This is a genomic window from Kitasatospora sp. CMC57, from assembly GCF_045866025.2.
Taxonomy (GTDB): domain Bacteria; phylum Actinomycetota; class Actinomycetes; order Streptomycetales; family Streptomycetaceae; genus Kitasatospora.
In genome coordinates, this window is record NZ_AP035881.2 from 6,341,651 (window position 1) to 6,355,890 (window position 14,240).

12 protein-coding genes are annotated in these 14,240 nt (G+C 72.5%); 7 read left to right on the top strand and 5 right to left on the bottom strand.

Annotated elements, in window-relative coordinates; genetic code table 11:
• The first annotated feature begins 89 nt into the window (after window positions 1–89).
• The 6 genes from ACKUU6_RS28520 (at window position 90) to ACKUU6_RS28545 (ending at window position 7,777) form a co-directional block, all read left to right on the top strand.
• Entirely contained in the window at window positions 90–386 is a 297-nt protein-coding gene (locus ACKUU6_RS28520; protein WP_407991440.1) for a hypothetical protein, read from the top strand.
• 78 nt (window positions 387–464) lie between these two features.
• Window positions 465–1,061: a hypothetical protein gene (locus ACKUU6_RS28525; RefSeq protein WP_407992266.1), complete on the top strand. Its 597-nt coding sequence runs from the start codon at window positions 465–467 to the stop codon at window positions 1,059–1,061.
• Window positions 1,062–1,392: 331 nt separating this feature from the next.
• Window positions 1,393–4,008 (top strand): class III lanthionine synthetase LanKC, encoded by a 2,616-nt coding sequence (gene lanKC, locus ACKUU6_RS28530; protein ID WP_407991441.1) that lies wholly within the window; start codon window positions 1,393–1,395, stop codon window positions 4,006–4,008.
• Window positions 4,009–4,014: 6 nt separating this feature from the next.
• On the top strand, window positions 4,015–4,143 hold the full coding sequence (locus ACKUU6_RS28535) for a SapB/AmfS family lanthipeptide (RefSeq protein WP_407991442.1): 129 nt from the start codon (window positions 4,015–4,017) through the stop codon (window positions 4,141–4,143).
• 65 nt (window positions 4,144–4,208) lie between these two features.
• A complete protein-coding gene (locus tag ACKUU6_RS28540) occupies window positions 4,209–5,918 on the top strand; it encodes an ABC transporter ATP-binding protein (RefSeq protein ID WP_407991443.1) in 1,710 nt (569 codons plus the stop codon).
• Window positions 5,915–7,777, top strand: a complete 1,863-nt coding sequence (locus ACKUU6_RS28545; protein ID WP_407991444.1) for an ATP-binding cassette domain-containing protein — start codon at window positions 5,915–5,917, stop codon at window positions 7,775–7,777. The genes ACKUU6_RS28540 and ACKUU6_RS28545 overlap by 4 nt, the downstream gene beginning before the upstream one ends.
• On the opposite strand, the gene ACKUU6_RS28550 is transcribed toward ACKUU6_RS28545, so the two are convergent.
• Together ACKUU6_RS28550 and ACKUU6_RS28555 are read right to left on the bottom strand one after the other, a co-directional pair.
• A complete protein-coding gene (locus ACKUU6_RS28550; RefSeq protein WP_407991445.1) occupies window positions 7,667–8,272 on the bottom strand; it encodes a response regulator transcription factor in 606 nt (201 codons plus the stop codon). The genes ACKUU6_RS28545 and ACKUU6_RS28550 overlap by 111 nt on opposite strands.
• 812 nt (window positions 8,273–9,084) lie before the next feature.
• On the bottom strand, window positions 9,085–9,786 hold the full coding sequence (locus ACKUU6_RS28555; RefSeq protein ID WP_407991446.1) for a CBS domain-containing protein: 702 nt from the start codon (window positions 9,784–9,786) through the stop codon (window positions 9,085–9,087).
• Between the two features lie 394 nt (window positions 9,787–10,180).
• Between ACKUU6_RS28555 and ACKUU6_RS28560 the strand changes: the two genes are divergently transcribed.
• On the top strand, window positions 10,181–10,387 hold the full coding sequence (locus ACKUU6_RS28560) for a DUF1918 domain-containing protein (protein WP_407991447.1): 207 nt from the start codon (window positions 10,181–10,183) through the stop codon (window positions 10,385–10,387).
• Between the two features lie 628 nt (window positions 10,388–11,015).
• Here ACKUU6_RS28560 and ACKUU6_RS28565 read toward each other — a convergent pair.
• From ACKUU6_RS28565 to ACKUU6_RS28575, 3 genes are all read right to left on the bottom strand, one after another.
• Entirely contained in the window at window positions 11,016–13,196 is a 2,181-nt protein-coding gene (locus ACKUU6_RS28565) for an MMPL family transporter (protein WP_407991448.1), read from the bottom strand.
• A 111-nt stretch (window positions 13,197–13,307) separates the two neighbouring features.
• On the bottom strand, window positions 13,308–13,697 hold the full coding sequence (locus ACKUU6_RS28570) for a DUF302 domain-containing protein (RefSeq protein WP_407991449.1): 390 nt from the start codon (window positions 13,695–13,697) through the stop codon (window positions 13,308–13,310).
• A gap of 250 nt (window positions 13,698–13,947) precedes the next feature.
• Window positions 13,948–14,214, bottom strand: coding sequence for a metal-sensitive transcriptional regulator (locus ACKUU6_RS28575; protein ID WP_407991450.1), 267 nt, complete (start codon window positions 14,212–14,214; stop codon window positions 13,948–13,950).
• Between the last annotated feature and the right edge of the window lie 26 nt (window positions 14,215–14,240).

Below are 14,240 nucleotides of genomic sequence, written 5' to 3' on the forward strand. Positions count from 1 at the left end.
AGTCGGTTGAGGTGATATGAGCGTGACATGACCAGGCTCTCTGCCGCCACCGGGCGCTGGACGAGATCGTCGACGGCGCCGCGAGCCGTGTGGAGATCACCCTCACTGCCGACGGCGACGTCCGCGTGGCCGACGACGGCACGGGCCTGCCAACCGAGCACGGGTGCCAGAGCGACGACCCGCCCTTGAAGACCGAGTTGACCGTGCTCGGCGGCGGGGCACGGCCTGTCGCCTGGCGCTCGCTGTCCGGCGGCTGCTTCGGCATGGGACTGGCCGCCGTCAGCGCACTGTCGAGCCGCCTGACGGCCGATGTACGACGCGACGGGGCCCGTTGGGTGCTGGAGTACGAGCGTGGTGTGGCCGTCGCGCCGCCCGCCCACACTTGACCGGCCGGCGGCAGTGGGACCACGATCACCTTCCGGCCCGATGCCGAGATCTTCGAGACGCTGGAGTTCTTGTTCGACGTGCTGGCCGCGCGCCTCCGGGAACTGGCCTTCCTGAACCGGGAGTTGGACATCACCCTGACCGATGACCGCGACCCCGCGTCGCATCGGGCGGTCCGCTTCCGTTTCCCGGGCGGACCGCGGGACCACATCGCGGAGCAGAGCGCCCCGCTCCACCTGGAGGTGTTCGGCTTCGAACGCGAGTGCCCGGAGATGGAGGGAACCGTCGAGGTGGCTCTCCGCTGGTGCGACTCCCGCGAGGAGCGGGTCGCAAGCTACGCCAACAGCCGGCCGACCCTCGGTGGCGGCACGCACGAGCTCGGCTTCCGTGACGGCTTGGCGGTCGCGATCAACGCGTACGCCCGGGAGCAGGGGTTGCTCACCCCGTCCGACCTCGACTTCACCCCCACCCAGCTCGGGGCGGGCCTGACAGCGATCGTGTCGGTGAAGCTCGATCGCCCCGAGTTCGAGGGAGCCCTCCGCGACCGCCCGGGCGACGGGCCCGTCCGCACCTGCGTCGCCGAGGCCGTCCGAGACCACCTGACCAACTGGCTCCGCGCCGACCCGGCGCAGGCGACAGCCGTCCTCACTCAGATCTCGGCGACCACCCACCACTGACGCGGCCCACCGCGGCCCAGGCCGAGGATGGTTCTCGGCCTGGGCTCGTCGGTATACCGGCCTCTGGAAGCGGCGGAGCTCCTAGATGGCCGCCGAGGCCTCGCGCTCACCCCGTGAGGAACGCATGGGACGAGGGTGCGGATCTCACGCCCAGCGCGTGACGAGCGGTGGTGGTGGACGGGGGACGGCCCTGGGATCGTCGGAATTGGCAGGCACCGGAAGGGCGTTCGGCTGTCCGAGCCGCAGTTCCGGTGCCCCGAGGGCGGGGGAGTCGCCAGCCGTGGCGGTGGGAGTGCGTCACGGAGCGCACGACCCCGGTGCGGAGGCTCACGTGGACAAACGGTATGAGGTGTACTGCCTCGTGGATCCGTCGTTCTACGACGCGCCGACCCGTGGGCGGGGTGGGAACGGCGACTTCGCGGCCGTCCGTGCGCCGCTGCCGGCGGGGTGGGTACGGGAGGAGTGGGGCGACTGGGTCGCCTGTCACCCGCGCGACGCGGCGTTGCCCCGGCAGGGGTGGAAGATCCATGCCTCGGCCTCGCTCGACAACGCCGAGGAGATCCTGGCGGCCGCATGGGACTACTGCGTCCCGCGAGGCATCCCGTTCAAGTTCCTGCCCAACCGCGAGTTCCTGCTGATCGCCAACGCCAAGTACGCCCACCGGGGTGCGAGCGGCAAGTTCGTGACCATCTACCCCCGGGACGAGGCCCAGCTCGAACGGGTGCTCAGCGAGCTGGGCGAAGAGCTGGACGGCCGGGCGGGACCGTACGTCCTCAGCGATCTGCGGTGGGGGCGCGGGCCGCTGTACGTGCGGTACGGGGCCTTCGCCGACCGGTACTGCACCTCGGCCGACGGCAAGGTGCGGCCGGCCATCGAGGACGGGGACGGCCGGCTGGTCCCGGACGAACGCGGGCCGACGTTCCAGGTGCCCGGGTGGATCGAGCTGCCGGGTTTCCTGCGGCCCCACCTCGAGGAGAGCCGGCGGACGACGGTGACCGACCTCCCGTACCGCTTCGACCGGGCGCTGCACTTCTCCAACGGCGGTGGCCTGTACGCCGGGGTGGACCTGCGCAGCGACCGGCGCGTCGTGCTGAAGGAGGCCCGGCCGCACGCGGGACTCACGCTCGACGGTGCCGACGCGGTCGCCCGGCTGGGGCGCGAGCGGGAGGCCCTGAAACGGCTCGGCGGGCTCGACTGCGTGCCCGTGCTGTACGACAAGTTCGTGCTCGGGGACCATCACTTCCTGGTCGAGGAGTTCATCGAGGGCAAGACCCTGAACGAGCAGTTCCTCGACCGCTACCCCCTGGTGTCGCTGGAACCGGACGACGCGGCCTTCGCCGACTACACCTCCTGGGCTGTCGACGTCGTCCGGCAGGTCGAGGAGGCGGTGGCTGCCGTGCACGCGCGCGGTGTGGTCGTGGGTGACGTGCACCCGGACAACATCCTGGTCCGCCCGGACGGCCGGGTGGCGCTGATCGACTTCGAGGGCGCGTCGGACGTGACGGAGGCGGGGCACCAGGCCCTCGCGGCCCCCGGTTTCGTCGCCCCCGAGGGCACTTCAGGGCAGGAGGTCGACGACTACGCGCTGGCCTGTCTGAGGTTGTTCCTCTTCATGCCGCTGACCGGCCTGGTGTCGTTGGACCCCACCAAGGCCGGTCAGTTCGCGCGCGAGGCGGCCCGGGCGTTCCCGGTCCCTCCGGGGTTCCTCGACCAGGCGGTCCGGCTGATCGCCGGAAACGACCGTCGGCACGACGGTGAACCGGAGCTGGTACCGGACCGTCAGGGCTGGCTGCGGGCCCGGGACTCCATCGCCGGCGCCGTCCTGGCCGCCGCCACGCCGGAGCGGGAGGACCGACTGTTTCCCGGTGACATCGAGCAGTTCCTCACCACCGGCGGCGGTCTCGGCCTCGCGTACGGTGCCGCCGGGGTGCTGTACGCGCTGGACGTGACCGGCGCCGGGCGCCACCCGCAGTACGAGGACTGGCTGATCCGGCGGGCACTGCACCCCGAGTCCGGCACCCGGATGGGCTTCTACGACGGCCTGCACGGCGTCGCGTACGTGCTCGACCACCTCGGCCACCGGGCTGAGGCGCTGAAGGCGCTCGACATGTGCCTGGGCGAGCGTTGGGAGCAGCTGGGGCTCGACCTGCACGGCGGTCTGGCCGGCATCGGCCTGAACCTGCTGCACTTCGCCACCGCCACCGGAGAGCGCGGACTGCTGGACACCGCGCTCCAGGTGACCAGCGCCGTCGCCGACCGACTGGGCCCGGCCGACGGCGTACCCGAGCTGAGCGGCGGTGAGCACCCGTACGCGGGACTGCTGCGCGGATCGGCCGGGCCCGCGCTGCTGTTCGTCCGGCTGTACGAGGCGACCGGCGAGCCGGAGTTCCTCGAACTGGCCGGGACCGCACTGCGCCAGGACCTCCGGCGCTGCCTGCTGCGCGAGGACGGTGCGATGGAGGTCAACGAGGGCTTCCGGACGATGCCCTACCTGGCCGACGGCAGTGTGGGGATCGGCCTCGTCCTCGACGACTACCTGACGCACCGTGAGGACGAGCAGTTCGCCCGGGCGGCCGCCGCCATCCGCCGGGCGGCCACCGCGCCGTTCTACCTGGAGCCGGGGCTGTTCGACGGGATCGCCGGAATGATCCTGCACCTCAGCCGGGCGCATCCGCCGGGCACGGCCGCCGAGCGGGACCCGGTGGTCGCGGCCCAGGTCCGCCGGCTGAGTCGGTACGCCTGCACGCGCGACGGCCGACTCGTCTTCCCCGGCGAGCAGTTGATGCGGTTCTCGATGGACCTGGCCACCGGGAGCGCCGGTGTGCTGCTCGCCCTCGGCGCCGCTCTGCACCAGGACCCCGTGCATCTGCCGTTCCTCGCCCCCTCCGGGCGGGTCGAACGCGGCGCACGGACCGACCTGTCGGACCAGGATCTCGGAGGGAGGTGAATCGTCATGACGCTCCTCGACCTGCAGGGCCTCACGCCCGAACCCAGCGCCGCACCGGCGGGCAGCCGGGCCAGCAAGGGCTGTAACAACAGGTACAGCGCACTGAGCCTGCTGTGCGGGCTGTGGATCCTGTGACACCGACAAGACAGCGGGGCCGCCCCTGGTGACCCCGCTCCCCTCCCGAACGGAGCCGGCCCGTGGTGGACCGCAGTCGAGACCGCCTGCTGCTCGCGGCAGTCCGGCGCGGCGGGGTGTGGGTCGGCGTCCTGGCCGCCGCTTCGACGCTGCTCGCCGGGGTCTACGTCGTGCTTCCCGCCGTCATGGGCCGCACCGTGGACGCGGTGCTCGGTAACCGCGATCCGGCGCTCTGGCTGGCGTTCTCCGCGATCCTGATCGCGCTCCTGGTGCTGTGCGACGCGGCGGACGACCTCGCCGCCGGAGTGGCCAACAGCCGTGCCACCGCCTGGCTCCGCCACCGGTTGCTGCGGCACGTCCTGGACCTCGGCCCCCGGGCCACCCGGCGCTTCGACGCGGGTGACCTGCTCAGTCGGCTGGTCGGCAACACCGGCCGGGCCGGGGGTTCGACCGCGAGCCTGGTCTGGGCCGTCACCGAGCTGATCCCCCCGGTCGGCGGCGTGGTCGCACTGGCGCTGATCGATCCCTGGCTCTGCCTCGCCTTCCTCGCCGGGATGCCACTGATCGTGCTCCTGGTGCGCACCTTCGTCCGCGACGTCTCGGATCTCAACGAGCACTACTTCGACGCCCAGGGCCGGATCGCCGCCCGGCTGACCGCCGCCCTCGCCGGCATCCGGTCCGTCGCGGCGGCGGGAACGGTGGAGCGCGAGGCCGAACGGGCGCTGGTACCGCTGCCCGAGCTGCACCGGTACGGCCAGGGGATGTGGCGGGCGGTCGCCCGGGTCAACTCCCGGGACGCCCTGGTGGTCCCGCTGCTGCAGGTCGCCGTACTGGCGGTGGCCGGTTTCGAGCTCAGCCGCGGCCGGATCACCCCGGGCCAGGTGCTCGCCGCGAGCGAGTACGTGCTGCTGGCCATGGGCGTGGGCTCGATCGTCTCCGCCGCAGGCCAGTTGGCCTTCGCCCGGGCCACCGCCGCCCGGGTCGCCGCCGTACTCGCCGAGCCGCCCGCCCGGTACGGCACCGGCCAACTCCCGGTCGGCGACGGGCGAGTGGAGTTCCGGCGGGTGACCAAGCGCGCGGCGGACGGCACCGCCGTCCTGGAGCGACTCGACCTGGCCGTCCCGGGCGGTGCCCTGGTCGCGGTGGTGGGGCGCTCCGGCGCCGGCAAGTCACTGCTGGCCGCGCTGGCCGGACGGCTGGTGGACCCGGACGAGGGGGAGGTGCTCCTCGACGGCGTCCCGCTGCCAGACCTGACCCGGGCGGAGCTGCGGAGTGCCGTGGCGTACGGATTCGAACGCCCGGCGCTGCTCGGTGAGACGGTCGGCGACGCGATCGGGCTGGGAGCACCGGCACCGACCGTGGAGGAGGTGACCGCCCAGGCGGTGGCGGCCAGGGCCGACGCGTTCATCCGGCACCTGCCCGACGGCTACCGCACCCCGCTCGGCGACGCCCCGATGTCCGGTGGGGAGATGCAGCGGGTCGGGCTGGCACGAGCGTTCCTCCAGGCCGGGCGGGTGCTCGTGCTGGACGACGTCGCTGCCAGCCTGGACACCGTGACGGAGCATCAGATCAGTCGTGTGCTCACCGGCGCCCTGGCCGACCGCACCCGGCTGGTGGTGACGCATCGCGCGTCCACGGCCGCCGGGGCCGACCTGGTCGTCTGGCTCGCCGGGGGCCGGGTCCGCGCGCAGGGGACGCACGGCGAGCTGTGGGCGGACCCGGCGTACCGGGCGGTCTTCGAGCCGGTGCCGACCGGGTCGGGAGGCACCCCGTGAACGCGGCGGCCGGGCAGCTGCTGCGCTCGGCGCTGCACCGGCGGCGCCGGGAGTTCCTGCGGCTCGCGGGTTGGACCCTGGTGCGGACCGTACCGGTCCTGCTCTCCGGCTGGGTCGTCGCCCGCGCCGTCGATCACGGATTCCTGGCCGGGCGGCCCGGGGAGGGCTTCGCCTGGCTGGGGCTGCTGGCGGCCGCCACCCTGGTCGGTGCCCTCGGCACCCGGCAGGTCGCGCTCAGCCTGGCCACCGTGGTCGAGCCGCTGCGGGACGAACTGGTCGCCCTCGTCGCACACGGCACGCTGAACCGCTCCGCCCGGCTGGGTGGCCCCGCCGACACCGCCGGCGTGGCCCGCCTCACCGAACAGGTGGAGATCGTCCGGGAGTCGTACGGCGCGGTGATCATGTTCGTGCAGACCTTCGTCGTCACGGCGACCAGCGTGCTGCTGGGCCTGGCCGGCCTGGACCCGGTCCTGCTGCTCCTGGTCCTGCCGCCGATGCTGGTCGGGCTCGGTCTGTTCCTCGCGGCGCTCCGGGCGATGGCCAGGCGGCAACGGGCGGTCGTGCTGGCGGACGAGCGCCTTGCCGAGGGCGCGGTCACGCTCATCGCCGGGCTGCGGGACGTGACCGCCTGCGGCGCCGAGGAACGCGTCGCGGCACGGGCCGGCGCCCGGGTCGACGCCGCCGCCTCGGCCGCCCGGTCGCTGGCCCGGCTGACCGCGCTGCGGACCACGGCGCTGGGAGTCAGCGGCTGGGTCCCGCTGCTGCTGATCCTGGTCGGTACGCCCTGGCTGGTGCGCAGCGGTGTGACGACCGGCGCGATCCTGGGCGCGATGGTCTACCTGTCCCAGGGCCTGCAACCGGCCCTCCAGGAGTTCGTCCGGGGGCTCGGCGGCAGTGGGCTGTGGCTGGTGGTCGCGCTCGGCCGGATCGCCGAGGCGGCCCAGCTGCCGGAGGACCCTGGTCCTCCGGCAGCTGGGCCCGTCCCGGTGCCGCCGGCCTCCTCGTCCACCCCGGCTCCCGGCGTCGAGCTGCGCGGGGTGACCTTCGGCTACGCCGGGGCCGCCGAGCCGGTGATCCGGGGCCTCGACCTGCTGCTCCGCCCGGGTGAGCACCTGGCCGTGGTGGGGCCGAGCGGCGCCGGGAAGTCCACCCTCGCCGCCGTGACCGCGGGGCTGCTCGGACCGCAGGCCGGAGAGGTCCGGATCGGCGGGGTGCCGATCCGGACGCTGAACACGAGCGAACCCGAACTACTGCTCCGCTACCGGGTGTTGATCCCCCAGGAGGCGTACGTGTTCGCCGGGACGGTCCGGGAGAACGTCACCTACCTCGCTCCCGAGGCCACCCCTGCAGAGGTGGATGCCGCAGTCCGCGCGGTGGGCGCGGGACCGCTGGCCGAGCGGCTCGGCGGCTGGGACGCGCCGCTCGATGTTGCGGAACTCTCATCCGGCGAAAGACAGTTGATCGCCCTTGCCCGCGCGTACCTGCCACCCACCCGGCTGGTGCTGCTGGACGAGGCGACCTGCCACCTCGACCCCGCCGCCGAAGCGGTCGCCGAGCGGGCCTTCGCCCGCCGACCCGGCGCCCTGATCGTGTTCGCCCACCGGATCAGCTCGGCCCTACGGGCGGACCGGATCCTCGTGCTGGACGGCAACCGGGCCCGGCTGGGCACCCACGAGGAGCTGCTGGCCGACTCCTCCCTCTACCGCGACCTGGTCGGCCACTGGGAATCCGCCGGCCCCGGCGCCCGCTCACAGCCAGCCGGACTCCCGGAGGATCCTTATCGCGTCGACCCGGTTGCGCGCTCCCACTTTGCCGACCACCGCGGACAGGTGGTTGCGGACCGTGCCCACCGACAGTGAGAGCCGCGAGGCGATCTCGCCCGTGGGGGCGCCTTCGGCGGCGAGCCGCAGGACTTCCAGCTCCCGCGCGGTCAGCGGGCTCTCCAACGCCTTCATCGCGAGCAGGGCGAGTTCCGGGTCGATGTACCGGTGGCCGTCGACCACCTTGCGGATGCCCTCGACCAGTTGCTCCGCAGGCGCGTTCTTGCCGATGAGGCCCGGGACACCCTCGGCGAGCACCCTCCGAAGGCCGTCCGGCGGCTGCGAACCGGTGACCAGGAAGAGCCGGCACTCCGGGAGCTGCGCCGACAGTTGGCCGCCCCGGAACAGCTCCTCGCCCCGTCGGCAGTCGATGTCGATCACCGCGACGTCCGGCCGCATCGAGAGCGCCCGGGCGACGAGCGAACCGTTGCCCGCGACCTCCGCGACGACCTCGATGTCCGCCTCCCTGGCCAACAGGGCGGTGAGGGCGCCGCGCATGAGGCCGGTGTCCTCGACGAGAAGAACGCGGATCAAGGTCGCTCCCGCCCGGCACAGGAGTCCCACGGAAACCTGCGCCTCGGTCCGTCGTACCGACCCGACGAAGTATCTCCCGCCGACGCCCTGATCACGGGGAGGTCGCGGCCGGAGTCTCGACCGCGCGCCCGTGCGCGCCGCGCCCCCGGCCGACAGCAAGGACTCGCGGGGGTCGCCGAAACGTTCGCTCGTACGCAGCCGGACGGCCCAACTCCCTCGACACCTCGCGGATCCGGGGGACGGGACCAGGCGCCCCTGCGGCCGAACGCCCCGGATCGTGGTTGGCCCGGATCGAGTCCATGGTGGCCCATCAGGTGCGGGTTCGCCTCATGGCGCTGGTGCACCCGGAGCGGCTCTCCGACGACGACCACGGACAGGTCGACCTGCTACCGCCGGGTACCCGGATCAGTCCTCCTGCTTCGTCGACCGCACGGCTCGGGGGGTGGGAACCATCCCGGCGTCCCGCTGTCCGGACCGGTGGTGGTGGGGGCAAGCGACGTCAGGGCGCCGCGCAGGGCCCGGGACGAGACGGGTCTGACCAACGGCGTGGTGATGGTCCCGTTCTGCCGGATCCCGCAGGAGGCGGACCAGGTGCTCGCGGTGATGAAGGAGGAAGGTCTGACGCGCGGTGACGAAGGACCTGCTGATCCACGCGATGGCCTGGCTCCCGACGACCCCGGGTTCACCGACCTCCTGGTCCAGGCCGGCATCGACTCCGTCTCCGTCACCCCAACAGCTTCGCCGCCGTCGAGCAGCACGTCGCCGCGGCAGAGAACGTCATTTCCTGGCCAGGCCGGGCGGAGCCGCCCCATTCATCGCCGCGGGCCGGTGCCGTAGGCCTGGGGGTGTTCGAGCCGGAGGTGGGTGTCGTCCTCGGTGAAGTCGAGGGTCTGGTGGACCGCGACCACGCCGTCCACGGCGCGGCACAGCTGCTCGGTGATCGGGACCAGGCTCTTGCGCGGGAGGCGGCCGGTGAGCGTCACCACGCCGTCATGCACGGTGACCTGCACGGCGCCCGGCGCGAGCCACAGTGTCTGGCCGAGCACGTCGTGGTTGATCTCGTCGCGGATCGCGGCGTCGTGGCGCAGGAAGACCTGGAGCAGGTCGCGCCTGCTGACGATACCGACCAGCCGCCCGATCTCATCGACCACCGGGAGTCGCTTGACCTTGTGCTTGTCCATGGCGCGGGCGGCCTCGGGGATGGACCAGTCGGCGTGGGCGGTGACAGCCGGGCTGGTCATGAGCCCACCGGCGGTCTCGGCCTCGGCGCGGGCTCTGTCGTGAGCGTCCAGCCACCGCCCCGGGGTGCGACCCTCGGGGTCGGCCAGGACGGCTTCCTTCCGGACCAGGTCCGCCTCGGAGACCATGCCGAGCGGGCGACCCTCGTCGTCGACGACCGGGATCGCGGTGATGTCGTTGCGGTGGAACAGCGCCGCGACCTCCTTGAACGGCGTGTCGGGCCGGGCGGTGACGACCTCGTGGGTCATGACGTCGTGAACGGTGCGGTGCTGCATGGTCCTCACTCCTCGGTGGTGGTCCCGTACTCACACTGTCCGCCCCGGGCGGATGTCCGCACAGGGCCGTTCGGACCCACCGTCAGGGCCGGTCCAGCCCACAACAAGGGCGCTGAACCGGCCTCACCACGAAAGCTGGAGGCACCCGTCCGGAGGCAGACATGAGCACAGACACCAGGGCTTGGCCGAGCCATGCCGCCGCGACCGCCGCCCGCTGCCGCTCGGTGCGGCCGACATCGACGCGGTCGGCCGCGGGTGGTGCGCACTGCTGCACCGGCTGGACCTGGCGAGCTGCGCGCGTGCGCGGTGTGATGGGAGTGCGAGGGCCGAACGAGGGCCCGGCGGCAGGCTTCGGGTGGGGACCCCGACGCCCCGCACAGGTTGGGAGTACGAGATGAAAGCCGCTGTAGGGGACCGGATCATCGTCGAGGGCACCCGCCCAGGAACAGCGCGCCGTGATGGCGAGATCGTGGCGCTGCACCATCCGGACGGCAGTCCGCCGTACGACGTGCGTTGGTCGGACACCGGCCGGGTGACCGAGGTCTTCCCCGGGCCGGATGCCCGGGTTCACCACTATCCGCACCCGGACTCGGAAGAGTAGGCGAAGGCCGCCGACCGGGCCGCCTCCCGTGCCCTGCCCGCGGACGGACCACGTGCAGGGCACGGGAGGCCGACGGCATACGGTTCCCCGGCCGGGCGAAGCGACCTCGACCGGGCCGACCCGCGCCGCTCGGAGTGGGGTGGACCGACGCACGGATGCGGAAGGGCGAGGCAGCGGGCGCGAGGGCCGAGACCGTTGCACACCTGCGGCATCCAATACCCCCACGGGTATATTGGGTCTCTGAAGGATCGGGATCCGACCGGAGCACTAGGAGTTCTGTGATGTGCCGACGTACTACGTGCCGTGCCTGCGGCAAGGTCACCTACGCGGGGTGCGGTATGCACGTCGAGCAGGTCCTCGCCGGAGTTCGCAAGGGCGACCGTTGTAGCTGTGACGGCGCGGGCAGGGGCGGAGGCTTCCTGGCGAGGCTGCTGGGCCGCCGCTGAGCGAGCGGCGGATGCCGCTCGACCGGGCCGTGCCGGGATTCCCGGCACGGCCCGGTCCGTGTCCACCTGCCGCTGGTCTGCCTGCGTGCCGGTTGTCGACGGACGGTCCTGCCCGACAGCGCTGCGGAACCGCCGGTGGCGGGGCCCTGAAGAGCGCTCCCGCCACCGGCGGTTCGGGCGGCTCAGCCGTGGGAGAAGGAGATCTTCGGGAGGACCCGGTCGAGCCAGGCCGGGGTGTGCCAGGCGGCGCGTCCGGTCAGCCGGAGGATGACCGGGAGCAGGACGAGGCGGACCAGTGCGGCGTCCAGCAGGACGGCCACCCCGAGGACGATGCCCATCTCCTTGGGCGGCAGCGGCCCGGACAGCGCGAACGTGAAGAACACCGCGACCATGACGCCGGCCGCCGCGAAGACCACCCGCCCGGAGTGGGCCAGCGCGCCGACCATCGCCTCCTTCGGGTCACCGCTGCGCTCGTAGTGCTCCTTGGCGGACGCGAGCAGGAAGACGGTGTAGTCCATCGCGATCGCGAAGATCATCGCGAAGAAGAACACCGGCGCCCAGCCGTCCAGGAAGCCCTGCGGCTTGAAGCCGAGAAGTCCCGCGCCGTGGCCGTCCTGGAAGACCAGCCGGGCGACGCCGAACGCGGCGCCGGTCGACAACAGGCTGGCGAGCGTGCCGAGCGCGGAGATCAGCGGAGCCCGTAGTGCGACCAGCAGCAGCAGGAAGCCGAGGCCCATGACGACGCCGATGACCAGCGGGGTCTTCTCGGTGAGCAGGTGTTGCAGGTCGAGGTTCTCGACCGCCGCGCCGCCCACCAGGACGTCGTGCGGAAGTTCGGCCCGCAGGGTGTCCACGGTGGAGCCGAGCTGCGGGCTGGACGGGTCGACCGAGGGTATGGCCTGGATCATCGACCAGCCGGAGCCGTCGGCGGCCGGCTGGGCGGGGATCACGCCGGCGATGCCGGGCGTCCGGGCGATCTGCGCGCCGAGCGAGGCGGCCTGCCCGCTGGGGGTGATGATCTGCAGGGTGCCGGGTGCGCCGGGGCCGAACGCTTCCTGGACGGCGGCGTATCCGGCGCGGGCGCTGTCGTGGGCGGGGATGACGGTGATGGACGGCATCGCGGTGCGCAGGCCGATGACCGGCGCGGCGAGCGCGATCAGGGCGGCCAGCGCCAGGGCGCCGTACCGGAAGGGGTGCTTCCACAGGCGTTCGCCCCAGGCGGCGAAGCGGGGGGAGCGGTGTTCGCCGGTCTTCACCCAGGGCAGGGCGAGGGCGTCGACGCGGGGGCCGAGCTTGCCGAGGACCGCGGGCAGCAGCGTGAGGGTGGCCGCCAGGACGAACAGCACGGCGAGCATGATGCCGCCGGCCATTGAGCGGAACGCCGGGGACGGGACCAGCATCACGGCGGACAGGCTGACCAACACGGTCGCCCCGGAGAGCAGGACCGCCTTGCCGGCGGTATCCATGGTTTCCGCAACCGCCTCGGTACCGGACAGCGATCGGCCCATCCGCGCACTTCGGAAGCGGACCACCAGGAAGAGCGCGTAGTCGATGCCGAGCGCGAGGGCGAACATCATGGCGAAGTTCATCGCCCAGATGGAGACCGGGAACAGATGGCTGATCAGGACGAGCGAGCCGGCGGAAGCGGCGAGCCCGGCCATGGTGAGCAGGAGCGGCAGTCCTGCCGCCACCAGCGAGCCGAAGGCGAGCACCAGGATCGCGAGGGTGACCGGCCAGGACACGATCTCGGACTTCATCATGGCGTCGTGGTTGGCCGTGTTGAAGTCGCTCCACAGCACGGAGGCACCGGTGGCGTGGACGGTGATCCCGTCGGTGGAGACGGCGTTGAGCGGTCCCTTGAGGTCGTCGGCGGCGCGGACCATGTCGTCGGGGGACGCGTTGGCGCCGGCCAGCAGGATGGCGGTGCGGCCGTCCTGGCTGATGGTGGCGCCGGGCTGCGGCGGGACGACGGTGGAGATCCGGGGGTCGGCAGCAGCGATCCCGCTCGCCCTGGTGATCACCTGCTGGACGGCGGGGTCACCGATCGGCCGGTCGGCCGTGACCACGATCTGCAGGGCGGTGGAGGCGTTGCCCGCGAAGTGCTGCTCGGCGACCTGCCTGACCTTGACGGACTCCGAGCCGTTGGCCTGCCAGCCGGCGCCGGACAGTGCGCCGGTGACCTGGGGAGCGAACGCGCCGAGCCCGATCACGACCAGCAGCCAACCGGCCAGGACGGCCTTGAAGTGCCGCACCGACCAGGCGCCCAGTCGCCCGAGCAGGCCCGAAGGGCCGGTCGGTTCCGGGTGGGGGGCGGCGGAGGCCTGGGCCGACGGTGGGGCGGGGGCGGTGCCCGGGTGCTTCACGTGGTGCTCCGTTCCTGGGGCGGCCCGGCAGAGCCGCATAATACGGGTGGGGGTATATCTGAGGCCGAAGAGAAGGGCCCGCCGTGGGCAGGCCCGAGGGGTGCCGGCCGGTCAGCCGGTGAGCGTGTCCAGTGCCGCGCGCAGTCGGGCGGCTGCCTCGTCGGCGACGCTTTCGAGGGCGGGCTGCTCGGTGATGCTCACCATCAGCTGCGGGTCCATCACCTCGACCACGATGCGCCCGTCCGCCGCGCGGACCACGACATTGCACGGCAGCAGGAGACCGATACGCCGGTCGGTCTGAAGCGCGCGGTGGGCGAGCGCCGGGTTGCAGGCGCCCAGGATGAGGTAGTCCTCCATCTCCTCACCGAGCTTGGCCTGCATCGTGGCGCGGACGTCGATCTCGGTGAGGACCCCGAAGCCCTGTTCGGCGAGTGCGGCGCGCACCCGTCCAACGGCGTCGGGGAAGGGCAGGTCGAGGGTGACGGGAATCCCGTAGTCCATGCTGAGCTCCGTTCGTGGAGGGTGGGGATGGCGACGTCTCGTGTACGTCGAGTACCGGTGCGCCTTCCTCTGGGTTGTCGGCAGACGCCTCGATGTCTACCGCTCGCCCTCAAGATACCCCTGGGGGTATATCCAGAATACGTCAGCATTCGCCGGAGGGAGGCATTGCGCGAGGTGTTGCGCCTGTTCGATGTGCGGGTGCGCCGCGAGGTGGCCGCCGGGTCTCAGGTCGCGGCTCGTTGCGGAGGTGTCAGGCGAGGGCCAGGAAGAGCTTTTCGAGCTCGGCCTCGCTCATCGGCGGGGCGTCACCGTCGGCGGTGGCCAGGCACTGGCGCATGCCGCTGGCCACGATCTTGAACCCAGCCCGGTCGAGTGCGCGCGAGACCGCCGCGAGCTGGGTCACGATGTCCTTGCAGTCCCGCCCGGCCTCGATCATCGCGATGACACCGGCGAGCTGGCCCTGGGCGCGGCGAAGGCGGTTGAGAACCGCGCCGACCGAGTCGTCGTCTACCTGCATTTCGATGCCCCCAGAGTGTGGTCGTT